Source organism: Nitrobacter hamburgensis X14 (assembly GCF_000013885.1).
Lineage (GTDB): Bacteria > Pseudomonadota > Alphaproteobacteria > Rhizobiales > Xanthobacteraceae > Nitrobacter > Nitrobacter hamburgensis.
The window spans coordinates 2,578,447-2,603,169 of sequence record NC_007964.1 but is presented as its reverse complement, the minus strand read 5'-3'; the positions used below and the strand labels follow the sequence as shown (position 1 = coordinate 2,603,169).

Sequence of the window (24,723 nt, the reverse complement as noted above, 5' to 3'; positions counted from 1 at the left end):
ACAGCCCAGATTTCACCGAAGGGCCTTGATGTCGTTGCTTTTGATCGCGCCGCTTGTATCAGGTTGCGGCAGCGCATCGGACATGTTTTCGTCCGATCTGCTGTCCAAAGATGCGAACTGGTTTTCGCGATCGGGCAGGTTGTTCATCAAGAACGTTTCGATTGAAACGCCCCCCCTGACGCCCAGCAAGCCCGTGACCCCGGACGATCTCATCAGCGCGGACGGCCTTTGTCCGGGCATGGCGCCGCCGATCGGCGCAGGTGAATCCAGTGCGCTTTCCGATGGTGCTGCCGGGGGGCCGACAACGCCGGCGTCCGTGGCGCCTGCAACGGGCACGGTGGCATTGGGTCACACCGAATGCGACGTGACGCGCGGCATCGGCGCGCCGGACAATGTCAGCCTCTCCAACGATCCACACGGCGCGCGCGTTGCGGTGCTGACGTTCCTGAAGGGACCGCACGCCGGAATCTACACCTTTTCGGCGGGACGTCTGTCCTCGATCGAAAGAGCGCCCGAACCGGTTGCGCCGCCGAAGCCGGAGCGGCGGGTGAAAAAGAAGCATCGCGCGGCAAGCTGAATTCGCGGCGACTCAGAGCCTTTCCGCTTCTGATGGAATCAGAAGCGGGGCTTTATGACTTTGATCTGACGCGTTTTCTTCACGCGAACCCTTACATGTCCTCGGGTCAAGCCCGAGGACATGCTTCGCTCGGAAAGGCTTTAGCCTGGTGCTTCTTCGTATGACGCGCTGGCCTCCAGCCATCTTTCTTCGGCGCTTTGCAGGGCGTTCGCGGCGCTGGCGCGCGCCTTGCTGAGTTGCGCGGCCTGTTTGGGATCGCGCTTGAACAGATCCGGCAAGGCGAGGGCGACATCGATTTTTGCGATGATACCCGTGATTCGCTCGATCTCCGCCTCGGCGTTCGCGATCTTCTGCTTCAGCGGCACACGCTTTTCCGTCTTGGTGCGTTGAGGCTTGTCGCGGCCGTTGTCGCGTTCACTGGATCCACGATCGCGGGCGCTTGTGCGCAGGCCGCGCGCCGACAGAACCGCGCGGCGATAATCGTCGAGGTCGCCATCGTAAGGTGTGACGGTCCGGTCCGCGACCACCCATAGCTGGTCGGCGCAGGCTTCGATCAGGTAGCGATCGTGCGAGACCATGATGACAGCGCCCGGAAATTCGTTGATGGCTTCGGCAAGCACGGCGCGGCTGTCGATATCGAGATGGTTGGTCGGCTCGTCGAGAATGATCATGTTCGGCGCGTAGAATGTCGCAAGCCCGAGCAGAAGACGCGCTTTTTCGCCGCCCGACAGGCTTCTCACGAGGGTGTCGCCCGCCTTGCCGGAAAAGCCGATGGCGCCGACGCGGGCGCGAATTTTCGTTTCCGGCGCACCCAGCATCAACCGGCGCACATGATCGTAGGGCGAGCCGTCGAGGTCCAGTTCATCGGTCTGATGCTGGGCGAAATAGCCGATCGACAATTTGTCGGCGCGCACCACCTTGCCCGCAAACGGTTGCAGCTTTCCGGCAAGCAGTTTGACGAGGGTGGACTTGCCGTTGCCGTTGGCACCGAGCAAGGCGATGCGGTCGTCTTCGTCGATCCGCAAGGTCACGCCTTTGAGCACCGGCAGGTCGGGGTCGTAACCCACGACCGCCTCGTCAACGGCGATGATCGGCGGCGACAGCAGCTTTTCAGGCACGGGGAAAGAAATCTCACGCACGTCCTGCGTGACCAGCGCGGTCACGGGCTTCATGCGTTCGAGCATCTTCACGCGTGACTGCGCCTGGCGCGCCTTCGAGGCCTTGGCCTTGAAGCGATCGACGAAGTCCTGGAGCCGCTTGCGTTCATCGGCCTGCCGCCTGGCGTGCTTGGCGTCGAGCATCTCGCGGGTGGCGCGCTGGTCTTCGAAGGAGGAATAGGCGCCCTTGTAGAGCGACAGCTTGCCGCGATCGAGGTGCAGAATCTGATCGACGGATGTGTCGAGCAGATCGCGGTCATGACTGATGACGATGACCGTGCGCGGATAGGTCGCGAGGTGATCCTCCAGCCAGAGCGTGCCTTCGAGGTCGAGGTAGTTGGTCGGCTCGTCGAGCAGCAGCAGATCGGGTGCGGCAAAGAGGGTCGCCGCGAGCGCAACGCGCATGCGCCAGCCGCCTGAGAATTCCGAACAGGGGCGGGCCTGATCTGCGGCCGAGAATCCGAGGCCGCTCAGGATCGACGCCGCACGCGCCGGAGCGGAATGGGCATCGATATCGACCAGACGCGTCTGGATTTCCGCGATGCGGTGCGGGTCGTGGGCCGTTTCGGCTTCGCATAGCAGCGCGTGGCGTTCGAGGTCGGCTTTGAGCACCACCTCGACCAGGCTCTCGGGGCCGTCGGGAGCTTCCTGTGCAAGGCTGCCGACGCGCCAGCGCGGCGGGATGGCGATGGTGCCCGTTTCCGTCGGGAGTTCACCGCGGATCGCATGGAACAGCGTCGATTTACCGACGCCGTTGCGGCCGACAAAGCCGACGCGCGCGCCGGGCACGATCTGTACGGAGCTATGGTCGATCAGTAGCCGTCCGGCGATGCGGATCGAAATATCGGTGATGGATAGCATGCTGGCTTTTCACCGCTGTGCCAGCGAAACGCAACCTGTTTGTGGTTGGATTGATGGTAGGAAAGCCTCCGACGAGGTCGGCGATCGGGCTCACGATCAGTTTGAAGTGCCGGAAACGGAAACTGTGCGTGAAAGCTCTCAGGTATCGTTATCCTGCGAACGCAGTTGATTCAGCAGAAGCTGGAGTTGGACGGGTAGCTTCGTCTCCTCGGGTCGGACATCGATTCGCAACCGCACGCCGATCGCCTCTGCGACCGCCTTGCTAATCTTTGCATCAATCCGTTCGGTGCATTCGGCGATTCGGTCGGACATGGTCAATTCCTTTTTCCGCGACGACAGATGACACCAGATCAAGTCATTATGCGGCAAATGGTTTCCGCGATAGGCACATCGCGCGTCGAATCTGCAAGCAAAAATGGTAACGGTTGGCGCGAATCAATCGCACGGTGCACAAAGGCTAAGTCGCAAGATCGCCCACGCCGGCTGCGCGGAAACGATTGTGGCTCAGGAACTTCTAGCCAGCGTTCAGACGTGTGCCGGCTCGAAGAAATTTCTGGGGATCGACGGCGTCCCCGTCGATCCGTGTTTCGTAGTGCAGATGAGGACCCGTCGAACGACCGGTCGAACCGACTTCGCCGACGACTTGCCCGATCTTGATGGATTGGCCGACCTTCACGTCGATCGCGGAGAGGTGCCCGTAGCGGGTCGACAGGCCGTTACCATGATCGATCTCGACCATCCGTCCGTAGCCGCCCGCCCAACCCGCGGAGACGACCTTTCCGTTCGCCGTCGCGCGTACGGGGTCGCCCATCGCCGCGCGGAAATCGAGGCCGGTGTGCATCGCCGGCCGCCCGACGAAAGGATCGACCCGCACGCCGAATCCGGAAGAGAATTCGACCTCGCCAACCACCGGTTTGCGATAGGGAACCTGGGCGAGCGCGTGATTCAGCCGGTCGATCTGCGCCCGGGTCAGATTGACGCGGTTGAGCTGGCGCTCGAACGGGCCGGCATCGGGCCGCAACTTGACCGGCACATAGGGGCCGCCCGTGCCGGGACGCGGCGTTCCGGCTTCCATCTTCGTCATCTTAAGTCCGAGATCGGAGAAGACTCCGCGCATCCGGCGCACGCGGGATTCCATGCGATCCTCGACCGAATTCAGCTCGGCGATCTGGCGGCTCTCGACCCGATTGAGCGACGACTCAAGCTGCGTCAGTTGATTGACCGGGCCTGCGGCTTTCGCGAACCGGGCAGGCCGCGGGTGGGCATTGGCCGGCTTATGGGGGGCAAGGCGGGCTTCGCGATCGGGCGGCGTCACCAAGACGGCGGTATCGTTGATCGGGGAGGGTTTTGCGGGTCCCGACGAGCTTGCATCGGCGGTGTTCCCGATCTTCCTGGCCGACCCGTTGATCGACCCGGTTACGGTAACGTCGGGCAGGGCCTTCAGGGCGGCTGCGTGGGATTCAAGCACCGTCTGACGGCGCACGATCTCTTCAAGCTTTCTGTCGAACTGTTCCTGATCGAGCAATTGTCGGCTGGTGGTGCGATCGACACGCGCGCGCAATTCGGCGATGCGGTCTTCATAGGCGTATTGCATGTCGGCCTGGCGCGAGATGAGCCGTGTCAGCACATCGTCGCGGAAGGCGAAGTAGGTCGCGGTCGCCGCGGACCAGACCCCGAGCAGCGTGACGGTTCCGACGGCGATCCAGAACACCACGGGGCCGAAACGGACCTGCCTGCCGGCATGGGCAATGGTGAAGCTTTGCCGGGTTTCCTTCACCCCTGATGACAGGGCGACCGAACTGGCCTGACGGGAAGGACGTCGACCGTGATCATGCGCCTGATGTTGCGGATACTCGGCATACTGACTGGAACGGTACGACATCGGCACTCCCGCGCCGGCCTGAAACGGGTTCCAGTCGGCTCAACTTCAATGCTGATTTGAACCGTTCATGGTTAATTTTCGGAAAATGGCGGTGCGTCGTTACAGATCGCGGGCCGCCGCAAGCACCTCTTCGGCGTGACCGTCGACCTTGACCCGGCGCCAGATGCGGGCGATCCGACCGTCCGCATTTACCAGTACGGTGGAACGAAGAATGCCGAGGAAGACCCTGCCGTACATGGATTTTTCGCCCCAGGCGCCATAGGCTTCCAGCATGTCGTGCTTTTCATCCGAGATAAGAGGAATGGACAGCTTGTGCTTGGTGCGGAATGAGTCCTGCGTCTTGACGGGATCGGCCGACACGCCGAGCACCGTCGTTCCGCAGGCAGCGAACTCTTTCGCCAGCCGAGTGAAATCCATCGCCTCCCTGGTGCAGCCTGGAGTACCGGCGCGCGGATAGAAAAAGATCACAAGCCTCCTTCCGGCGAAATCGGCGAGCGAAACGCGGGTGCCGTCTTCCCGGGGGAGGTTGAATGACGGTGCCCGGGAGCCCTCTGCAAGATCGGTCCCTTGAGACTCGGGCCGTGATTTCGCCGAACCCGATTTGGACTTTTCGCTCGCTGCCAACGAGGACGAAGGATCGGCGTTGCGGGCCGACTTTGCGCGGCCGGCCGTTGCCGTTCGGGCGGCTTCGGGGGCATCCGGTTTGGAGGAATTCTTGCGTATCTTCTTGGACATGCGCCTTCCTTTTGTCGTTTTCGAACGCTCAATATCCCGTCAGACTGCCGGGAATGCCGGGGCAATCGGCCAGGCCGTGGCCGCTGTGCATGACTGCTGATCACGGGTATCGTTACAAGGGATTCGACGAACTATCCGTCCCGTTTTCTGCTCGGTAAGCACCCGGGGGCCGGATGACGCGTAACATGATAGATCGCGAATCGGCGGAAGTGCCCTCACAGGTGCGTTCGTCCGGGATCGGCGTGCGGACCAATGACGGCAACTGCTCCGGTCCAGGCCGGCACCGAGAGGCGATGACAAGGAAGACGCCGATCCCAGCTCCGAATCCGCGCGGTGGCGAGCCGGTCTCGCAAGGGGTGGATATCGACTGGAATAATGAGGACCACGACGAGGTCCGAAGTCGTCGCATACGCCGGCTGCTGTCGCGGTCGGATTCCAGATTCCACAGGTTCGGCGACCGGCTCGGGAGGTTCAAAAACTGGCTGGCGGGCGAACGCTGGGTCAGGCGGCTCGCGATCACCGTCGGCGTCCTGACGGTTCTATTCGCCGGGGGCTTTGGCGCGCTGTGGTGGCGCCTCGGCGCCGGTCCCGTCAATCTCGATATGATGACGCCCTGGCTGGTCGCTGCGATCGAGGAAAACATCGGTCACGGCAACACAGTGGAAATTGGCGGCACGCAGATCGAGCGCGCCGGCAGAATTCGTATCGCGGTTCGTATCCGTGATATCGTCGTCCGTGACCGCGATCATGCGATTGTCGCGAGCGCGCCGAAAGCCGAGGTGAAACTGTCCGGCATGGCGCTGTTGACCGGGCGGCTCCGCGCCGAAAGTCTCAATCTGGTCGACGCCGAACTCGCGGTTCGGATTACGCCGGACGGCCAGGTTATCGTTTCGGCAGGCGATAATGCCAAGCCGCTTGCCACCGGTGTCGCATCGGCGGCGCGGCCATCCGTCCCGCCGTCACCCTCCGACATCGTCCCCTCCAGCATCGCGCCATCGGTTCAATCGACGCCGCAGTTGCGTGAACCCGCGGCTGGCGCAACGCCTGCAATCTCCCATGATCGTAACAACGCCAGCGCGCTGTTGGCGGGACTGGATTGGCTCGACAGTCTTAGCCTGACAGGGCTCGACGGGCAGAATCTCAATGAGATCGGCCTGAAAAACGGGAAACTGGTGGTTGATGACCAGCAGCGCGGCAACCGGTGGAGTTTCGGCAATATCAGCCTCAGTCTTCGTCGGCCGAGCGGAGGCGGGGTCGCATTGAGTGTCAGCGAAGGCGGCAGCAAGGCGTGGTCGCTTCACGTCACGGTCGGGACACCCGCCGACGGTGTGCGCCCCATCGATCTCCGCGCCGCCGGAATACCGGCGAAGAACATTCTGCTGGCCCTCCGCATCAAGGATCTCACTTATACTGCCGACATGCCGCTCAGTGGCGAACTGAAGGGCGAGATTGGCCGCGACGGTCTGCCGACCTATCTTCGCGGTAGTCTGTTCGCGGGCAAAGGCACGATCACCGACGCTGACACGCCGGACTATCCCATGGCGATCGATCAGATCGAGATGAACCTGGAGTGGGATGCGGGGCGCCGCGTTCTGGTCGCGCCGTTCAAGATCATCTCCGGCCAGAACCGCATCACGCTCCTCGCTCATCTCGAGCCGCCGAACGGCAGCATCCCGGACTGGCAGATGGGTTTAAGCGGCGGCACCATCGTCCTTGCCGGCTCCGATGGCGAGAAGCCCCTGATCTTCAATCGCATCGCGATCGGGGTGCGCTTCGACACCGAGCACAAGCAGGTGGTGTTGGCCCAGGCCGACATCAGCAACGGGGAGATCGGCGTAGCCGGAACCGGCAGCATAGACTATTCCGGCGAACCGCGCCTGAAACTGGGCTTCGCGGGAACGCCGATGTCCGCGGCATCACTGAAAAGTATGTGGCCGACCCTGATCGTGCCGGAACTACGCGAATGGGTCATCGACCGAGTCGAACGGGGTTCCCTCCAGCGCATTGAGATCGGCGTTAATTCGCCGATCCACAACCTGTCGCGGCGCGGCCCGCCGATCCCGGATGATGGCCTTTCGGTCAATATCGTTGCCAGCAATGTGACGCTGCATCCCGTCGATGAAATGCCCTCGGTTCGCGACGCGGATCTGAAGGCGCTGGTCACCGGCAGAACGGCAACGGTGACGATCGGGCAGGCCACTGCCGATACCCCGGCCGGCCGCAAACTCAACATTTCCGACGTCGTATTCGAGGTGCCGGACATGGCGCCCAAACCCGCACCGGCCAAGGTGAAGTTCAGGATCGACGGTCCGGTGCCCGCGGCCGCCGAAATTCTCGCCTCGGACCGCCTCAGCGAATTCACCGGTAATCTGATCGATCCCAATTCAAGCAAGGGAACGGTCACCGCGCAGGTCGCGCTCGGCTTGCCGATCAGGCGTAAAATCACCCAGGAAGACACGACCTATTCCATCACCGCCGATCTCGCGGGCTTTGCCGCCGACCACCTGGTCATGAATCAAAAGCTTGAGGCGAACGCGCTGAAGGTGGTCGCCAACAATCAGGGGTATCAGGTCAAGGGCGACGTCAAGATCAACGGGCAGCCGGCTTCGCTGGATTACCGTAAGCCGACGGTCGGCGACGCCGATATCAAATTGCAGGCCACGCTGGATGACGCGAGCCGGGCGAAGCTCGGCATTGATCTCGGTGCCGGGGCTACCGGTGCGATTCCCGTCAAGCTGGTCGGGAAGATCGGCACTGACAAGGACAGCAAAATCGGTATCGATGCCGACCTCACATCCTTGAAGCTCGACAACGTTCTGCCCGGCTGGGTCAAGCTGCCCGGAAAGTCGGGTCACGCGACGTTCAATGTGGTGCAGAAGGCGCAGTCGACGCGCCTGGAGGATATCGTCATCGACGGCGGCGGCGCCATGATCAAGGGGTCGCTGGAGATCGATCAGAACGGCGACCTGTTGAATGCGAATTTTCCGGTTTACGCGCCGTCAGAGGGTGACAAGGCTTCGCTGAAGGCCGAGCGCAACGCAGACGGCGTATTGAAGGTCGTCATGCGCGGCGACGTGTTCGATGGTCGCGGCTTTATCAAATCGGCGATCTCCGGCAAGCAGGCCGACACCAAAGGCAAGGCCAAGAGCATCGATTTCGACATCGACCTGAAGCTTGGAGCCGTAGCCGGATTTTACGGCGAAGCCGTGCGCAGCGCGGACGTGAAGATGGCCCGGCGCAACGGGTCGATCCGCAGCCTCACCATGAGCGGAAAGATCGGGCGCGATACTTCGCTGACCGGCGGTCTGCGCGGGCGCCCACAGGGTCGGGACATCATTCTGATCGAGACCGACGACGCGGGCGCGTTCTTCCGCTTTACCGATACATACGGAAAGATGTTTGGCGGTGAGCTCGCACTGGCCATGGATCCACCGACCGCTGAACCCCGCGCCAAGCAGGGGCTGATCAACGTTCGCGATTTCACGATCAAGGGTGAGACGGCTCTGGATCGCGCCGCGGCGGGTGGTCCGCAGGGCGCGCAGAATGGCATTTCATTTTCGCGTCTGCGCGCGGAATTCACCCGGCAGAACGGACAACTCACGGTGCGCGAGGGTGTCGTCAAGGGACCGACGATCGGTGCGACCATCGAAGGCCATATCGATTTTCCCGGTAATCAGGTTCGTATGAGCGGCACGTTCGTGCCGATGTACGGTCTCAACAATATCTTCGGACAGCTTCCGATCGTCGGGCTGTTCCTGGGCGGCGGTAGCAATGAGGGGCTGATCGGCGTGACCTACGAGGTGGTGGGTACTCCGGGGCAACCGCAACTGCGAGTCAACCCGATTTCGGCCATGGCGCCCGGCGTGCTGCGCAAGATCTTCGAATTCCAGACCGGCAAACCGGCCAACCAGATCGAATATCCGTCACAGAGCGGCAATTGATCGCTTGCCGGATGATAGCGCGAACGCAGGCGCGACGAAGACGGCGGTGACGAAGACGGGAGCATCGATCCGCACCGCCACGGATGCCGGGCGCACCGCTATGCAGGCCGCAGCAATACGTGGCGCTTCTTGCCCATCGAGAGCTTGATCACGCCTTCGGGCGTGAGATGGTCCGATGTCAGCATCATCTTCTCGTCGGTGACGGCGACATCGTTGACGCGAAGGCCGCCGCTCTTGATCTGGCGCCGCGCTTCGCCGTTCGAGGCGACGAGGCGTGCTCTCTCGGAAAAGGCGACAAGCACGCCGATTCCCTTTTTGAGCTCGCTGTGCGGAATGTCCACTGTCGGAAGACTCTCCGCGATCGCGCCTTGCTCGAAGGTCGTGCGAGCGGTGTCCGCGGCTTTCTCGGCCTCGTCGCGGCCATGCAGCAGCGCCGTCGCCTCGGTCGCCAGCACCTTCTTGGCCTCGTTGATCTCGGCGTCCCGCAACGCAGCTAACTTCGCGATTTCGTCCATCGGCAGGATCGTGAACAGCTTGAGGAATCTGACGACGTCGGCGTCCTCGACGTTACGCCAGTACTGCCAGAAATCGTAGGGGCTGAAGGCATCGGCATTGAGCCAGACCGCGCCTTGCGCGGTCTTGCCCATCTTCGCGCCCGACGCCGTCGTCAGCAACGGCGTGGTCAGGGCAAATAACTGAGGCGTTCCCATGCGGCGGCCGAGATCGACGCCGTTGACGATGTTGCCCCACTGATCCGAACCGCCCATCTGCAACCGGCAGCCGACCCGCCGCGACAGTTCGACGAAATCATAGGCCTGGCAGACCATGTAGTTGAATTCGATGAAGCTCATCTCCTGTTCGCGCTCGAGGCGGAGACGAACGGAATCCATCGTCAGCATCCGGTTGACCGAGAAATGCCGGCCGATGTCGCGCAGCATCTCGATCCAGTTGAGCTTGGTCAGCCATTCGGCGTTGTCCAGCATCACCGCATCGTTCGCGCCGGATCCGTAGTGCAGCACCTTGGCGAACACGCCGCGAATGCTGGCCTTGTTGGCCTCGATTTCCGCCACGCTGCGGATCGCGCGGGATTCATCCTTGCCGGAGGGGTCGCCGACCATGGTGGTGCCGCCGCCCATCAGCGTGATCGGCTTGTTGCCGCTCTGCTGGAGCCAGTAGAGCATCATCATGGTCAGGTAGTTGCCGATGTGCAGCGACGGCGCGGTGCAGTCGTAGCCGACGTAGGCCGTCGCCTGGCCCTTCGCGGCCAACGCATCGAGACCCTCGACATCGGAGCACTGATGGATGAAACCCCGTTCCTGAAGAATGTTGAGAAAATCGGACTTGAAGGCGGCCATGGCTAGGTGACTCTGATAATTCTTGTTCGGCTCTATCGCAAACTCGGTTCCGGCGCATCATGGCCGGACACTGCCGCCAGGCTCCGCTGTGTGCCATTATAAGAAGTGCGCGTTTGGCACAAGCTGAGCGGCGCATGGTAGCCAGCAGGGGTCCTCACGATGATGACGGCGATCGGCCTGATGAGCGGCACCTCTCTGGATGGCGTCGATATCGCCTTGATCGAAACCGACGGCAACCAGGTGGCGGCGTTTGGGCCGACCGGCTACCGCCCTTACACGGAACACGAACGCGGCCTGCTGCGCGAAGCCCTCGCGGAGGCCGTCAATCTGCCGCGGCGCGACGCGCGGCCAGGCGTGATCGGCGAGGCCGAGCGTGCCGTGACTCTGGCTCACGCCGAAGCCGTAGCGGCGTTCACCGCGCAAAATCGCATCGTCCGTGAGGCCATCGATATCGTCGGCTTCCATGGTCAGACCGTGCTGCATCGGCCGGCGCAGCGGTTGACCGTGCAGATCGGCGACGGGACGGCTTTGGCAAAAGCGATCCGCGTTCCGGTGATGCATGATTTCCGCGCGGCCGACGTGGCCGCCGGCGGGCAGGGCGCGCCATTTGTCCCCGTCTATCATCGCGCACTGGCGCAATCGCTCGGCCGCGAGGGACCGATCTGCGTGGTCAATATCGGCGGCGTCTCCAACATCACCTATATCGACGGCGCCGATACGCTGATCGCTTGCGACACCGGACCCGGCAATGCGCTGCTCGATGATTTCATGGTCCGCGTGATGGGCCAGCCGTTCGACCGCGAGGGCCGGCTGGCGGCGCAGGGCCGTCCCGACGCGGACTGGATCGCGCACGCCTTGCAACACCCGTTCTTCGCGCTGCCGCCGCCCAAGTCTCTCGACCGCAACGATTTCGCTTCGTTCGCACCGCACGACATGGCGCCGGCCGATGGCGCGGCAACCCTGACGGCCTTCACCGCGGCGGCCATTACGCGGATCGTTCCGCTGTTGCCCAAATCGCCAGCGAACTGGATCGTGGCTGGCGGGGGAGCCCGCAACCTGACCATGCTCGGGATGCTGCGGGAGAGGCTTGCTCCGGCGACGGTCGAGCCGGCCGATGCGCTGGGCTGGTCGGTCGATGCCATGGAGGCGCAAGCCTTCGGCTATCTCGCGGTGAGGGGCCTGAAAGGCTTGCCCTTGAGCTATCCGGCGACCACCGGCGTGCCGATGCCGATGACCGGCGGAATGATCGCGCGACCGTAAGCGTAGGAACTCGAGGGCGGCGCGCAGCGGCGTGCCGACAGCGACGAAGCAATCCATACTTATCGCAAATTCTCTCGATTGCTTCGCTTCGATCGCAATGACGGAGCCGGCTAAAAAGGTCGCCGCTCCTCAGCGGATGTTGGCGAGCCTCATATCGAGATAGTCGGTCACCGTTTCCATCAACGGCTCCATCCTGTCTTCGAAGAAATGGTTGGCGCCCGGAATGGTATGTTGATCGATGACGATGCCCTTCTGGGTCTTCAGCTTTTCCACCAGCGTCGTGACATCCTTGGCGGGCGCGACGATATCCTTTTCGCCGTGAACGATCAGGCCCGACGACGGGCATGGCGCCAGAAACGAGAAATCGTAGCGGTTCGGCTCCGGCGCGATCGAAATGAAGCCCTCCACTTCCGGCCGGCGCATCAGCAACTGCATGCCGATCCAGGCGCCAAAGGAAAACCCGGCTACCCAGCAGGCGCGCGCCTCCGGATTGATGGTCTGCGCCCAGTCGAGCGCGGCTGCCGCGTCCGACAATTCACCGGTGCCGTGGTCGAACGAACCCTGGCTGCGGCCGACGCCGCGGAAATTGAAGCGCAACACCGAAAAGCCGCGCGCCACGAAAGCGTAGTAGACCTGATAGACGATCGGGTGGTTCATGCTGCCGCGAAACTGCGGGTGCGGATGCAGGACCATAGCGATCGGTGCATTTTTCTGCTTCGCCGGGTGATAACGGCCTTCGAGACGGCCGGCGGGACCGGTAAAAATGACTTCAGGCATCGGAATCCTTGGTAAATCGGCCGCTCATAGAACAGGCTTTCTGTTCGCAACCTGAGGGGCGAAGAGCGATCAGGCCACCGCACGGCGGTACAGGGGTGGTGCCGGTGAACGACTGCCGCGTTCTAACATAGGGCAAGGGGCAAAAAGCAAGCATCTTGCGCGGCTTTGTCCGCGTGCGCAGAGAATGTCGTATAGTTACAACATATAGTTTCAACATGATGCAGGAACGGATTTATCTCGACTGGAATGCGACCACGCCGCTGCGCCGCGAGGCGCGGGAGGCGATGGCTGCCGCGTGGGACATTGTCGGCAACCCCTCGTCCATTCATGCCGAGGGCAGGCGCGCGCGCGGGCTGGTGGAAGATGCCCGGGACGCGGTGGCGACGGCTGTCGGTGGCGAGCCCCGCAATGTGGTCTTCACATCCGGTGGAACGGAAGCCAACGCCCTGGCGCTGACCCCCGGCGGCCACAAGCAAGCTATTGATAAACTTATTGTTTCAGCCGTCGAACATGCTTCGGTGCTGGCCGGCGGGCAGTTCGCGCCGGATCGGATCGCGCGCCTGCCGGTGCATCGCTCCGGACTGGTGGACCTCGACGCCTTGCGAATGATGCTCGCGGGAGGATCGCCGGCATTGGTGTCGGTTATGCTCGCGAACAATGAAACCGGCGCCATTCAGCCGGTTGCGGAAGTCGCCGAACTGGTCCACGAGGCGGGTGGTCTTTTGCATGTCGATGCGGTCCAGGCTTTTGGAAAAATATCTTTTGACATCATTGAGTTAAATGCAGATTTTCTAGCGGTTTCAGCGCACAAGATCGGCGGCCCGAAAGGGATAGGAGCATTGATGTTTGCGCCGAACCAGATCGGTCCGAGTGCGTTGATACGGGGAGGCGGTCAGGAGCGGGGTCGCCGCGCCGGCACCGAGAATGTACCCGCCATTGCGGGCTTTGGAGCGGCGGCAAAGGTGGCGGTCGCAGCCCGCCACAGTGACATGGCCCGCGTCGAAACCCTGCGAAACCGGCTTGAGGAAGGCTTGAGGCAAACCCGAGGCAGCGTGATTTTCTCGCAAGACGTCGCGCGCCTGCCGAATACGGCGCTTTTCGGTGTTTCCGGATTGAAGGCCGAGACCGCGGTCGTCGGATTCGACCTTGAAGGGGTCGCGGTATCTTCGGGCTCCGCGTGTTCTTCGGGAAAGGTGCAACCATCGCATGTGCTGGAGGCGATGGGATACGGTCCGGAACTGGCCAAAAGTGCAATACGATTTTCGCTGGGCTGGGAGACCACGGACGCGGACGTCGATCGGGCTATTAAGGCTTGGCGAAAGCTCTCGAGTGCATTACTAAGGAGGGACGAAACAGTGCTTGAACCGTTCTAAGACGATTTCTTCCTTGGAACAGGACGAACACTGAGACTTCAAATCCACCGTGGTCCTTGAAACCGCGAGCGGAGGTAGAAATGGCAGCCGTACAAGAGACGGTCGATCGGGTTCGCCAGATCGACGTCGATCAATACCGGTATGGGTTCGAGACTCTCATCGAGTCCGAGAAGGCTCCCAAGGGACTTTCCGAAGACACCGTCCGGTTTATTTCCGCAAAGAAAAACGAACCGGCCTGGATGCTGGAGTGGAGGCTTGAGGCCTACCGCCGCTGGCTGACCATGCAGGAGCCGAGCTGGGCGCGGGTGAACTATCCGAAGATCGACTACCAGGATCTTTATTACTACTCCGCGCCGAAGCCGAAGAAGGAGGTCGCCTCGCTGGACGAGATCGACCCCGAAATCCTGAAGACCTACGAGAAGCTCGGCATTCCCTTGCGCGAGGTCGAAGTGCTCGAAGGCGTCGTTCGCCCCGAGGGCGAACGGAGAGTCGCGGTCGATGCCGTGTTCGACTCGGTATCCGTGGCGACCACGTTCCAGGAGGAGCTGAAGAAGGCCGGCGTGATCTTCATGCCGATCTCACACGCCATCCAGCAGCATCCGGAACTGGTGAAGCAGTATCTCGGCAGCGTGGTGCCGACTTCCGACAACTTTTTCGCGACGCTGAATTCGGCGGTGTTCTCCGACGGCTCCTTTGTCTATCTGCCGCCGGGCGTCCGGTGTCCGATGGAGCTGTCGACCTACTTCCGCATCAACGAGCGCAACACCGGCCAGTTCGAGCGCACGCTCATCATCGCCGACAAGGGCGCCTACGTCAGTTATCTCGAGGGCTGCACTGCTCCGCAGCGCGACGAGAACCAGTTGCACGCCGCGGTCGTCGAACTCGTTGCGCTCGACGACGCAGAGATAAAATATTCGACGGTGCAGAACTGGTACCCCGGCAATTCCGAGGGCAAGGGCGGCATCTTCAATTTCGTCACCAAGCGTGGCGATTGTCGCGGCGCGCGTTCGAAAATTTCGTGGACGCAGGTCGAGACCGGCTCCGCCATCACCTGGAAGTATCCGAGCTGTATTCTGCGCGGCGACAATTCGCGCGGCGAGTTCTACTCGATCGCGATCTCTAACGGCTACCAGCAGGTCGACAGCGGCACCAAGATGCTGCATCTCGGCAAGAACACCACGAGCCGGATCATCTCCAAGGGCATCGCGGCGGGCAAGTCGCAGAACACCTATCGCGGCCTCGTCACCGCCCACCGCAAGGCGTCCAATGCGCGCAACTTCACCGCGTGCGACTCGCTTCTGATCGGCGACCAGTGCGGCGCGCACACCGTGCCGTACATCGAGGCGAAGAACACCTCGGCGCTGTTCGAACACGAGGCGACCACATCGAAGATCTCGGAAGACGTGCTGTTCTATTGCGTGCAGCGCGGACTGTCGCAGGAGGAGGCCGTTGGCCTGGTCGTCAACGGCTTCGTGAGAGACGTGCTGCAGCAGTTGCCGATGGAGTTCGCGGTCGAGGCCCAGAAGCTGATCTCGATCTCGCTGGAAGGAAGTGTGGGTTAGCCCCCGTCACTGCGAGCTCGCGACAAAACCGGCTTGCCGGTTTTGCGCCGGGCGAAGCGATCCACCGATGGTTGGAAACGCCGGATTGCTTCGTCGCACGAGCGCGCCCCTCGCAATGACGTAACGGTAGCGAAGGATGTACGATGCCATTGCTTGAAGTCAAAGACCTGCACGTCCGTGTCGAGGAGCGTGAGATTCTTCACGGCCTGTCACTGATCGTCAACAGGGGCGAAGTCCATGCCATCATGGGACCGAACGGTTCCGGCAAATCGACGCTGAGCCACGTGATCGCCGGCAAGCCGGGCTATGAGGTCACCGAGGGCGAAATCCTGCTCGGGGGCGAGGACCTGCTGGCGATGGAGCCCGACCAGCGCGCCGCAAAGGGCGTGTTCCTCGCTTTCCAGTATCCGGTTGAAATTCCGGGTGTCGCCACCATGACGTTCTTGCGGACCGCGCTGAACGCGCAGCGCAAGGCGCGCGGCGAGAGCGAGTATTCGACACCGAATTTCCTGAAAAAAGTGCGTGAGGTCGCGGCCTCGCTGAACATTCCGCAGGATATGCTGCGTCGTGGCATCAACGTCGGCTTTTCCGGCGGCGAGAAGAAGCGCAACGAGGTGCTGCAAATGGGGCTGTTCGAGCCGAGCCTGTGCATCCTCGACGAAATGGACTCCGGTCTGGACATCGACGCGCTGCGCGTTGCGGCCGATGGCGTCAATGCGTTGCGCTCGAAGGATCGCGCCATGGTCGTCATCACGCACTATCAGCGGCTGCTCAATTACATCGTGCCTGATTTCGTGCACGTGATGTCGAAAGGCCGGGTCGTGAAAAGCGGAGACAAGGATCTGGCGCTGGAGCTCGAGGCCTCCGGATACGCGCAGTTCGAGGAAGCATGACCCCGGGAGCGGCCTTCCGGTTTTCGGATGAGATCATGCCGGGAAATACGATCTGAACGGATTTGATGATGGATGTTGCATTGGCAAAGACTGACACTGGCCGCGCGGCGAGCGAGGCTTTCGCCGTCGCGTGCTCGCGTTTGCCGGGTGCCGGGAAAGTAGCTGCCGCGCGCCAGAAGGCGTTCGAGGCCTATGAAAGTCTTGGTCTGCCGCACCGGCGGGTCGAGGACTGGAAATATACCGATCTGCGCGTGCTGATGCGCGAGGTATTGCCGCTGGCGGCTGCGCCGGATCAGGCGGCGCTGGCGAAGGCCGGCGAGATTCTGAAAGCCCAATCCCTCGGTGATGCCTACAGGTTCGTGCTGGTCGATGGCGTGTTCGTGCCGCAACTGTCGGACGTCGGCGGGCTGGAGGACGGACTCCGCGCCAGGTCGTTTCACGAGGTGCTGGGCACGGGGACGGACCAGTCGGCCGATCTGTTCACGACGTCGGCAACAACGGATGTCATGGTGTCGCTTAACGCGGCGATGACGACCGACGGCGTCATCATCGAAGTCGGCGATCGGATTTCGCTGACCAAGCCGATCCACGTGGTCCATGTGACGACCGTTTCGTCGGCGTCGGCGTTCACGCGCTCCCGCCTGACGATCGGCAAGGCGGCGCGCGTCACGCTGATCGAGAGCTTTGTCGCTGCCGATGACGCGAAATCCTATCAGGCTCATGACGCGCTCATCGTGGCCGTCGGAGACGGGGCGGACGTTGCGCATATCCGTCTCATGGCCGATGCCGACGATGCCACGAATATCTCGTCCGCGATCGTCACGGTCGGCGGCGAGGCGAAGCTGAATCTCTTCAGCCTGACGAGCGGCGGCCGGCTCAGCCGTTATCAGGTGTTCGCAACGCTCGAAGGCGAGGGCAGCGATGTCTTCTTCAATGGCGTCAGCCTGCTCAAGGATACCCAGCATGCGGACATGACGCTGGTGGTCGATCACGCCGTGCCGCACTGTACCAGCCGGGAGGTTTTCCGCGCGGTGGTGGACGATCGCGCGCATTCCGTCTTCCAGGGCAAGATCATCGTTCGGCCCGACGCGCAGAAGACCGACGGCAAGATGATGACGCGGGCATTGCTGCTGTCCGACGGCGCGGAAGCCGACAGCAAGCCCGAGCTTGAGATTTTTGCTGATGACGTCACCTGCGGTCACGGGGCGACGATCGGCGCGCTCGACGACAGCCTGCTGTTCTATCTGCGCGCGCGCGGTCTTTCGGAAAAGGAGGCGCAGGCACTCCTGATTCAGGCGTTCGTCGGCGAGGCGATCGAATCCATCGCCGACGACGGCTTGCGCGATGTCGCCATCGGGGCCGCCGAGCGGTGGCTCGCGGCGCGGGAATGATAAAACCGGCGTCATGGTCGGGCTAAAGCGCGAAGCGGGTTTTCGCGAAGATGATGCGGCCGTCCACGTCTTCAGGCCGCGCAGTTGGCAGAGAATGATAGGACGTGGATATCCGGCACGAGGCCGGGCATGACGACAAGAGGGACGAAAAGAAAATGACCCATCCGGCGGTCGCCAACGGTTCCTATGACGTGATGCGGGTGCGGGAAGATTTTCCGGCGCTGGCGATGAAGGTCTACGGCAAGCCGCTCGTCTATCTCGACAACGCCGCCTCGGCGCAGAAGCCAAACGCCGTGCTCGACCGCATGGCGGAGGCCTACCGATCCGAATACGCCAACGTCCATCGCGGGCTGCACTACCTCGCCAACGCCGCTACCGAAGCCTATGAAGGCGGCCGCAACCGGGTCGCGCAATTCCTCAACGCGAAGCGGACCGAGGAGATCATCTTCACCCGCAACGCCACCGAGGCGATCAACCTGGTGGCGTCGTCCTGGGGCGAGCCGAACATCAAGGCCGGCGACGAGATCGTGCTCTCGATCATGGAGCATCACTCCAACATCGTGCCCTGGCATTTCCTGCGCGAACGCCACGGCGCGGTCATCAAGTGGGCGCCGGTCGACGACGACGGCAATTTCCTGATCGACGAATTCGAGAAGCTGCTGACGCCGAAGACGAAGCTCGTGGCGATCACGCAGATGTCGAACGCGCTCGGTACCGTCGTTCCGGTCAAGGACGTGGTGAAGCTCGCTCATGCGCGCGGCATTCCGGTTCTGGTCGACGGCAGCCAGGCGGCGGTGCATCTCACCGCCGACGTGCAGGACATCGATTGCGACTTCTACGTCTTCACCGGCCACAAGCTCTACGGTCCGACCGGGATCGGCGTGCTGTATGCGAAATACGCGCTGCTGGAATCGATGCGGCCGTATAACGGCGGCGGCGAGATGATCCGTGAGGTCGCGCAGGACTGGGTCACCTATGGCGATCCGCCGCACAAGTTCGAGGCCGGTACGCCGGCGATCGTCGAGTCGATCGGGCTTGGCGCCGCGATCGATTATGTGAACTCGATCGGCAAGGCGCGGATCGCCGCGCACGAGCACGATCTCCTGGCCTATGCCCAGGAGCGTCTGCGCGAGATCAACTCGCTGCGCATCATTGGCACCGCCCGCGACAAGGGACCGGTGATCTCGTTCGAAATGAAGGGTGCGCATCCCCACGATGTCGCGACCGTGATCGACCGCGCCGGCATCGCGGTTCGCGCCGGGACCCATTGCGTGATGCCGCTTTTAGAGCGGTTCAACGTCACGGCGACCTGCCGGGCCTCGTTCGGCATGTATAATACGCGCGAGGAAGTCGATCATCTGGCGCGGGCGCTGATCAAGGCACGGGAGTTGTTCTCATGAGCGACACTGCCGAAATTGTCGTAAACAAGGCCTGCCACGTACAGACCAGTTCGGCGCTGGCGCCGGAGGAAACCGAGCGCGTGGGCTCGGGGATCGTGGCCGCGCTGAAAACCGTGTTCGACCCCGAAATTCCGGCGGATATTTATGAACTCGGCCTGATCTACAAGGTCGACATCAAGGACGACCGCGCCGTCGATGTCGAGATGACGCTGACAACGCCGAATTGCCCGTCGGCGGCCGAACTCCCGATCATGGTTGAAAACGCGGTCGCGAGCGTTCCTGGCGTCGGGGTGGTCAATGTCAACGTCGTCTGGGAGCCGCCGTGGATGCCCGAGCGAATGACCGATGAGGCTCGCCTCGTCCTGAATATGTGGTGACGTTTTTACGCTCAGCCCATGCTATGATTGGGCTTGATTTGCCACCAGGATTGACCAGATGACAGAGATGACGCCAAACACACCAGCAGCCAAGCCGAAGCCGCGACCTCGTCCGCAGGTCATGCGGCTCACTGACGCCGCGGCGGCACGGGTCAAGGAACTCGCGGCGCGCGCTGACTCGGAGATTGTCGGCCTGCGGGTCGGCATCAAGAAAGGCGGCTGCGCCGGCCAATCCTACACGGTGGAATACGCCCACGACATCAAGTCTACGGACGAAGTGGTCGAGGACAAGGGCGTCAAGGTTCTGGTCGACCCCAAAGCCGTGCTGTACCTGCTCGGCACCGAGATGGACTACAAGGCCGAAAAAATGCAGGCCCAGTTCATCTTCAATAATCCGAACCAGGTTTCGGCCTGCGGGTGCGGCGAATCCGTGCAACTCACGCCGGCCAAGATCGACGGCTGAGGTTTTTGGTCGTCTCTGCAAACGCGGGGACCCATCGCCACGGGCGCGAATTGTCGCCAAGGCCCTCAACCACATTGCCAAAACGAGACGCGGCGTATGTGTCCCGGCGTTTGCCGGGACGACAAGATGTGAGCGGATTCATCAACCGCCGAAGAAGCGGAAATCTGCGAACCATTCCGGCTCGCTCGTCCAGCGATGACAAGTCAATTGATCCGGAATGACGGTGGTCGTCGCTGGCAGGCGAGAGGGCGTCAGGCCACGCGCGTCTGGAAGTCGGTGGAACATTCCGGATCGGCTTCGCAAATGACCCGATTGCGACCGTTGCGCTTGGCGGCATAGAGACAGGAATCGGCGCGCTCGATCAGCGAGTCCGGGGTATCGCCGTGGCGAAGCAACGAGACGCCGACCGAGATGGTGACGCGGCCGAGGATTTCACCGGTCGACTTTTTCTTCAGTTCCTTGGCCATCACGGCGCGGCGGATGTGGTCGGCGACCGTCAGCGCCTGGCTTAGCGCGGTATTGGGCAGCACGACCGCGAATTCTTCGCCGCCGTAGCGCGCGGTGATGTCCTGGCCCTTGATGGTCTGCTTCAGCGACATCGCCACCAGCCGCAGCACCTGATCGCCGGTCAAATGGCCGTAGTTGTCGTTGAACGACTTGAAGTGGTCGATGTCGAACAACAGAAGCGACAGCGGCCCGCCTTCGCCGATCGCCAGCGCCACGGCATCCTCGACGGCGCGGTCGAAATATTTGCGATTGCCGAGGCCGGTGAGCGGATCGGTCATGCTCTCGGCCCTGATCGCCTCAAGGCTATGCTGCAGATTGTTGATCTCGACTTTCGAGATCGCCAGCCGATCCTCCAGCGCCTTGTTGGTCTCCTGCATCTCGCGGGTCGATGTCATCAGCGCCCCGACGACCGCCTTGACCTGTTCGCGGTTATCGGCCGCGCTGAGGTTCTCCGTTGCTCCCTTCAGGCTGTCGCCGAAACTGGCCGTCATGCCGAGCAGATCGGTGATGAGGGTCATCACGTCGTCGATCTCGTTGATGACGCGCGCGCCGAGTTTGTCGATGCGGTCGGTGGTCCTGATCGGGGAGAGGTAGGTTTCGTAGATCTGTTCGAGATCGGATTCGGTCAGCTTGCCGTTGCGCGCCAGGGTCTCGTTGATAGCCCTGTTGAGGGAGCAGTTGTATCCGGCGGCGTAGACGTACCAGATCTCGTAGTTGCGCGGAATCGCGGTCTGCCGCAGCGATCGGATCTGGCCGAGCGCCACCTCCGCGAACGCCATTGTGCGTTCATGTTCGTCCAACTCAACCACTTTGCGCCCCGCCGACGATTTGTGCAAATCGTCGCCCCAACCGGCATAATATCAACGTAGAGTATGGGCGAAAGCTAGCGGCAGAGAGTTTACGCGCGGTAAACGATGTTTCACCGAGAGTAGGTACCGGCTCGCGTAAAGAAAAGGCGTCAAAACAAAACAGCGGTCCGGTCCGATTCTTGCGAATTTAGAATCGAAGGACCACTGGAGGCCGCGCAGCCGGCAATGGTCAGCCGCGGGCGCGGATCGGACGAAGCAGAAACGCCGGCAGGTGAGAATGGTCTCCCGGCTCCGAGACAGCCTCGTGGCGCGGCGAGGGCGCGCGCCCGATTGATGGCGGCTGCGGCGCGGCCATGGACGCGGCGGCCGTCGCAGCAGGAGCCTCGTGCCTCTGGTGGTCGCTGCCGGAGCGCCGTGACTCACGGCGCGGTTTGCGGCCTTCGCGCGTGCCGCCGCGTGCGTGGGTCTCGCCGCCCTTGTCGCGTGCGTGGCGGGATCGCGCCGGCCGGCCTGCGTGTGCCGCATCGGCGCCGGAGTCTGCGGCGGTTTCGTCTGCGTGAGCGTCATAGCCGGGAAGGTCGGCCTTCGGGATAGCCTGACCGGTCAACTTCTCGATTGCTGCGACTGATTTAAAATCGGCGGAACAGACAATCGTGATTGCGGTGCCGGTACGGCCGGCGCGGCCGGTGCGGCCGATGCGATGCACGTAGTCGTCGGGATGGTGCGGCACGTCGAAGTTGAGGACGTGGCTGACTTCGGGAATGTCGAGGCCGCGAGCGGCTACGTCGGAGGCGACCAGCAGCGGCAGCTCGCCCTTGCGGAATTGATCCAGCGAGGCGGTTCGCGCCGACTGGTCCATATCGCCATGCAGGGCGCCGACGCTGAAGCCGTGCTTCTGGAGCGATTTATAGACGATGGCGACGTCGCGCTTGCGGTTACAGAAGATGATTGCGTTCTTGAGATCCTTGGCGTCGCGCAGGAGGCGGCGCAGCAACTCACGCTTCTCGTGCGCTTCGCGGCCGCAACTGACCTGCGATTGCGCCACCGTCGCCGCCGCGGTTGCGGGTCTCGAGACCTCGATCTTTTCCGGATTGTGCAGGAAGGCGTCGGTGACGCGCCGGATTTCGTTCGGCATCGTCGCCGTGAAGAACAGGGTCTGGCGCGTGAACGGCACCAGCTTGCAGATGCGTTCGATGTCCGGAATAAATCCCATGTCCAGCATACGGTCGGCTTCGTCGATCACCAGCAGTTCCACGCCGGTGAGCAGCAGGCCGCCCCGTTCGGTGTGGTCGAGCAGGCGGCCCGGGGTCGCGATCAGCACATCGACGCCGCGCGTCAGCTTCATGTCCTGGTCGCCGAACGAGACGCCACCGATCAGGAGCGCCACGTTGAGCTTCTGGCCGACGCCGTACTTGTCGAAGCTTTCCTTGACCTGGGCGGCGAGTTCGCGTGTCGGTTCGAGGATCAGCGTGCGGGGCATTCGCGCCCGGGCGCGGCCCTTCTCCAGCAACGTGAGCATGGGCAGGACGAAGGCGGCGGTCTTGCCGGTGCCGGTCTGGGCGATGCCGAGAACATCCCGATGCGCCAGAACGTGGGGGATAGCCTGATCCTGAATGGGGGTGGGGGCGGTGTAACCTGCCGCCGCAACCGCGGCGAGCACCTTGTCGGACAAACCGAGATGGGAAAAAGACATCGAGCCTCTGATCGAAACCGCCGTTCGGAATCGAAGGTAAAAGGCTGTCGCGCTCAACCCCTGAACGGCGTGCTTTTAAAAGCGAAGGGGGCTCTGGCTTACGCTGACGGGCGGCTCAACCGGGGAATCGTGTTTCGAGTCCGGGCCGCGTTAAGGGGAAACATACGGTCGAAATGCGTAAAGTCAATGTAAGAAACGGCAGGAATGTCGAAAAACACGACGTTTTTGCTTGAATCCGGCGGGCGCGGCATAGCGAATCCAGCGCGCGGCCGCCGGTGGGCAGGAGTTTCCTGGATGAACCGCAGCCTTTGGCGTTAGACTCTCGATCGAGGAGGAATTCAGCTATGGTTTCAGGGAGTTCCCGCGAACCGCAGCGGCAGCCGCGCGTGCTGTCGACGCGCTGCTGCATCGTCGGCGGCGGCCCCGCCGGCATGATGCTCGGCTACCTGCTCGGGCGCGCCGGCGTCGATGCCATCGTTCTGGAAAAGCACGCCGATTTCTTTCGCGATTTCCGCGGCGACACCGTGCATCCCTCGACCTTGCAGGTGATGGACGAACTTGGCCTGATCGATGACTTCCTGAAAGTCCCGCACGACAAATTGCAAAAGCTCAAAGGCTATTTCGGAAAGACGCTACTGCAGATAGCCGACATCAGCCGTACCCGCGCCAAATATCCGTTTATCGCCTTCATGCCGCAGTGGGATTTCCTCAATTTCCTGCGCGACAAGGGGCGTCGTTTCCCAGGCCTGAAGGTGATGATGAGCACCGAGGCTAAGGGGCTTATTCATGATGGCGACAAGGTGATTGGCGTCCATGCGACGGACGCCGACGGTCCGATCGAAATCAGGGCCGATCTGACCGTCGCGTGCGACGGCCGCCATTCCGTGGTGCGGCCGAGCGCGGGCCTTGAGGTCGAAGAGATCGGCGCGCCGATGGACGTGCTATGGTTCCGCGCCGGAAAATCCACCGAAACGGAGAGCATTCTCGCACGCATCGAGGCGGGGAAGATGATGGTGACACTCGATCGCGGCACCTACTGGCAGTGTGCCTATGTCATCACCAAAGGACAGTATGATGCGGTCAGGGCGAAAGGCCTTGAATCATTCCGCTCTGACGTCGTCTCGCTTGCGCCGATCCTGAAGTCGGGCATCGCGGACGTCAAAAGCTGGGACGACGTCAAGCTGCTCACCGTTGCCGTCAATCGTCTTAAGCGTTGGACGCGACCGGGATTGCTCTGCATCGGGGACGCCGCGCACGCGATGTCGCCGGTCGGCGGCGTCGGGGTCAACATCGCGGTGCAGGACGCCGTCGCGGCGGCCAATATCTTGGCGGCGAAGCTCGCGCGCGGTGCCGTGAGTGAGAGCGACCTCACCGAGGTTCAACGCCGTCGCGAATTCCCGATGCGGATGACGCAGGCCATGCAGGTGATCGTCCAGAACAATATTGTCAGTGCGGCACTGAAGCCCGGCAACGGCCCGTTCAAGCCGCCGCTGTTTGCGCGTGTCGTCAACGCGGTGCCATGGTTGCAGGGCCTGACCGCGCGCTTCATCGCCGTCGGCGTGCGGCCGGAGCATGTGCATTCGCCGGAGGTTAGCCCTTCCACGAACTGAGCGTCATGCCCGGCATTCATCTCTTTTGAGGGACGATGGATTGCCGGATCAAGTCCGGCAATGACATGCTGGTTTGGTGGCTGTTACCCGCCAGTGAACG

General features: G+C 62.4%; 19 protein-coding genes. 11 read left to right on the top strand and 8 right to left on the bottom strand.

Annotated elements, in window-relative coordinates:
- Window positions 1–28: 28 nt before the first annotated feature.
- Entirely contained in the window at window positions 29–577 is a 549-nt protein-coding gene (locus NHAM_RS11910) for a hypothetical protein (protein WP_011510805.1), read from the top strand.
- A gap of 140 nt (window positions 578–717) precedes the next feature.
- Here NHAM_RS11910 and NHAM_RS11905 read toward each other — a convergent pair whose 3' ends face one another.
- The 4 genes from NHAM_RS11905 to NHAM_RS11890 form a co-directional block, all read right to left on the bottom strand.
- A complete protein-coding gene (locus tag NHAM_RS11905; RefSeq protein ID WP_011510804.1) occupies window positions 718–2,595 on the bottom strand; it encodes an ABC-F family ATP-binding cassette domain-containing protein in 1,878 nt (625 codons plus the stop codon).
- Between the two features lie 138 nt (window positions 2,596–2,733).
- Complete coding sequence (locus tag NHAM_RS11900) at window positions 2,734–2,907, bottom strand: hypothetical protein (RefSeq protein WP_198136924.1); 174 nt, start codon at window positions 2,905–2,907, stop codon at window positions 2,734–2,736.
- Between the two features lie 202 nt (window positions 2,908–3,109).
- Window positions 3,110–4,477, bottom strand: a complete 1,368-nt coding sequence (locus NHAM_RS11895) for a peptidoglycan DD-metalloendopeptidase family protein (RefSeq protein WP_011510803.1) — start codon at window positions 4,475–4,477, stop codon at window positions 3,110–3,112.
- Window positions 4,478–4,576: 99 nt separating this feature from the next.
- The gene (locus NHAM_RS11890) at window positions 4,577–5,212 is read right to left on the bottom strand and encodes a peroxiredoxin (RefSeq protein ID WP_011510802.1); all 636 of its coding nucleotides are present in this window, start codon (window positions 5,210–5,212) and stop codon (window positions 4,577–4,579) included.
- A gap of 185 nt (window positions 5,213–5,397) precedes the next feature.
- On the opposite strand from NHAM_RS11890, the gene NHAM_RS11885 reads away from it, so the two are divergent.
- The gene (locus NHAM_RS11885; protein ID WP_430707684.1) at window positions 5,398–9,153 is read left to right on the top strand and encodes a DUF3971 domain-containing protein; all 3,756 of its coding nucleotides are present in this window, start codon (window positions 5,398–5,400) and stop codon (window positions 9,151–9,153) included.
- Between the two features lie 98 nt (window positions 9,154–9,251).
- On the opposite strand, the gene tyrS is transcribed toward NHAM_RS11885, so the two are convergent.
- A complete protein-coding gene (gene tyrS, locus NHAM_RS11880; protein ID WP_011510800.1) occupies window positions 9,252–10,508 on the bottom strand; it encodes a tyrosine--tRNA ligase in 1,257 nt (418 codons plus the stop codon).
- A 159-nt stretch (window positions 10,509–10,667) separates the two neighbouring features.
- On the opposite strand from tyrS, the gene NHAM_RS11875 reads away from it, so the two are divergent.
- Window positions 10,668–11,768, top strand: a complete 1,101-nt coding sequence (locus tag NHAM_RS11875) for an anhydro-N-acetylmuramic acid kinase (protein ID WP_011510799.1) — start codon at window positions 10,668–10,670, stop codon at window positions 11,766–11,768.
- 129 nt (window positions 11,769–11,897) lie between these two features.
- On the opposite strand, the gene NHAM_RS11870 is transcribed toward NHAM_RS11875, so the two are convergent.
- Window positions 11,898–12,545, bottom strand: coding sequence for an alpha/beta hydrolase (locus NHAM_RS11870; RefSeq protein ID WP_011510798.1), 648 nt, complete (start codon window positions 12,543–12,545; stop codon window positions 11,898–11,900).
- Between the two features lie 215 nt (window positions 12,546–12,760).
- On the opposite strand from NHAM_RS11870, the gene NHAM_RS11865 reads away from it, so the two are divergent.
- The 7 genes from NHAM_RS11865 to NHAM_RS11835 all read left to right on the top strand — a co-directional run bounded on the left by NHAM_RS11865 (window position 12,761) and on the right by NHAM_RS11835 (window position 20,004).
- Window positions 12,761–13,918 carry a cysteine desulfurase family protein gene (locus NHAM_RS11865; RefSeq protein ID WP_245269875.1) on the top strand — a complete coding sequence of 386 codons (1,158 nt, stop codon included), beginning with the start codon at window positions 12,761–12,763 and terminating at the stop codon, window positions 13,916–13,918.
- An 80-nt stretch (window positions 13,919–13,998) separates the two neighbouring features.
- Entirely contained in the window at window positions 13,999–15,480 is a 1,482-nt protein-coding gene (gene sufB, locus NHAM_RS11860; protein WP_011510796.1) for a Fe-S cluster assembly protein SufB, read from the top strand.
- A 143-nt stretch (window positions 15,481–15,623) separates the two neighbouring features.
- Entirely contained in the window at window positions 15,624–16,373 is a 750-nt protein-coding gene (gene sufC, locus NHAM_RS11855) for a Fe-S cluster assembly ATPase SufC (protein ID WP_011510795.1), read from the top strand.
- A 68-nt stretch (window positions 16,374–16,441) separates the two neighbouring features.
- Window positions 16,442–17,764, top strand: a complete 1,323-nt coding sequence (sufD, locus tag NHAM_RS11850) for a Fe-S cluster assembly protein SufD (RefSeq protein WP_041358031.1) — start codon at window positions 16,442–16,444, stop codon at window positions 17,762–17,764.
- A gap of 155 nt (window positions 17,765–17,919) precedes the next feature.
- Complete coding sequence (locus NHAM_RS11845) at window positions 17,920–19,164, top strand: cysteine desulfurase (RefSeq protein ID WP_011510793.1); 1,245 nt, start codon at window positions 17,920–17,922, stop codon at window positions 19,162–19,164.
- Window positions 19,161–19,541 carry an SUF system Fe-S cluster assembly protein gene (locus NHAM_RS11840; RefSeq protein WP_011510792.1) on the top strand — a complete coding sequence of 127 codons (381 nt, stop codon included), beginning with the start codon at window positions 19,161–19,163 and terminating at the stop codon, window positions 19,539–19,541. The genes NHAM_RS11845 and NHAM_RS11840 overlap by 4 nt, the downstream gene beginning before the upstream one ends.
- Before the next feature lie 58 nt (window positions 19,542–19,599).
- Window positions 19,600–20,004 carry a HesB/IscA family protein gene (locus NHAM_RS11835; protein ID WP_011510791.1) on the top strand — a complete coding sequence of 135 codons (405 nt, stop codon included), beginning with the start codon at window positions 19,600–19,602 and terminating at the stop codon, window positions 20,002–20,004.
- A 251-nt stretch (window positions 20,005–20,255) separates the two neighbouring features.
- Here NHAM_RS11835 and NHAM_RS11830 read toward each other — a convergent pair whose 3' ends face one another.
- Window positions 20,256–21,290, bottom strand: a complete 1,035-nt coding sequence (locus NHAM_RS11830) for a GGDEF domain-containing protein (protein WP_041358962.1) — start codon at window positions 21,288–21,290, stop codon at window positions 20,256–20,258.
- Window positions 21,291–21,549: 259 nt separating this feature from the next.
- Window positions 21,550–23,013 carry a DEAD/DEAH box helicase gene (locus NHAM_RS11825; RefSeq protein ID WP_011510789.1) on the bottom strand — a complete coding sequence of 488 codons (1,464 nt, stop codon included), beginning with the start codon at window positions 23,011–23,013 and terminating at the stop codon, window positions 21,550–21,552.
- A 344-nt stretch (window positions 23,014–23,357) separates the two neighbouring features.
- On the opposite strand from NHAM_RS11825, the gene NHAM_RS11820 reads away from it, so the two are divergent.
- The gene (locus tag NHAM_RS11820; RefSeq protein WP_011510788.1) at window positions 23,358–24,623 is read left to right on the top strand and encodes an FAD-dependent oxidoreductase; all 1,266 of its coding nucleotides are present in this window, start codon (window positions 23,358–23,360) and stop codon (window positions 24,621–24,623) included.
- The last annotated feature ends 100 nt before the right edge of the window (window positions 24,624–24,723 follow it).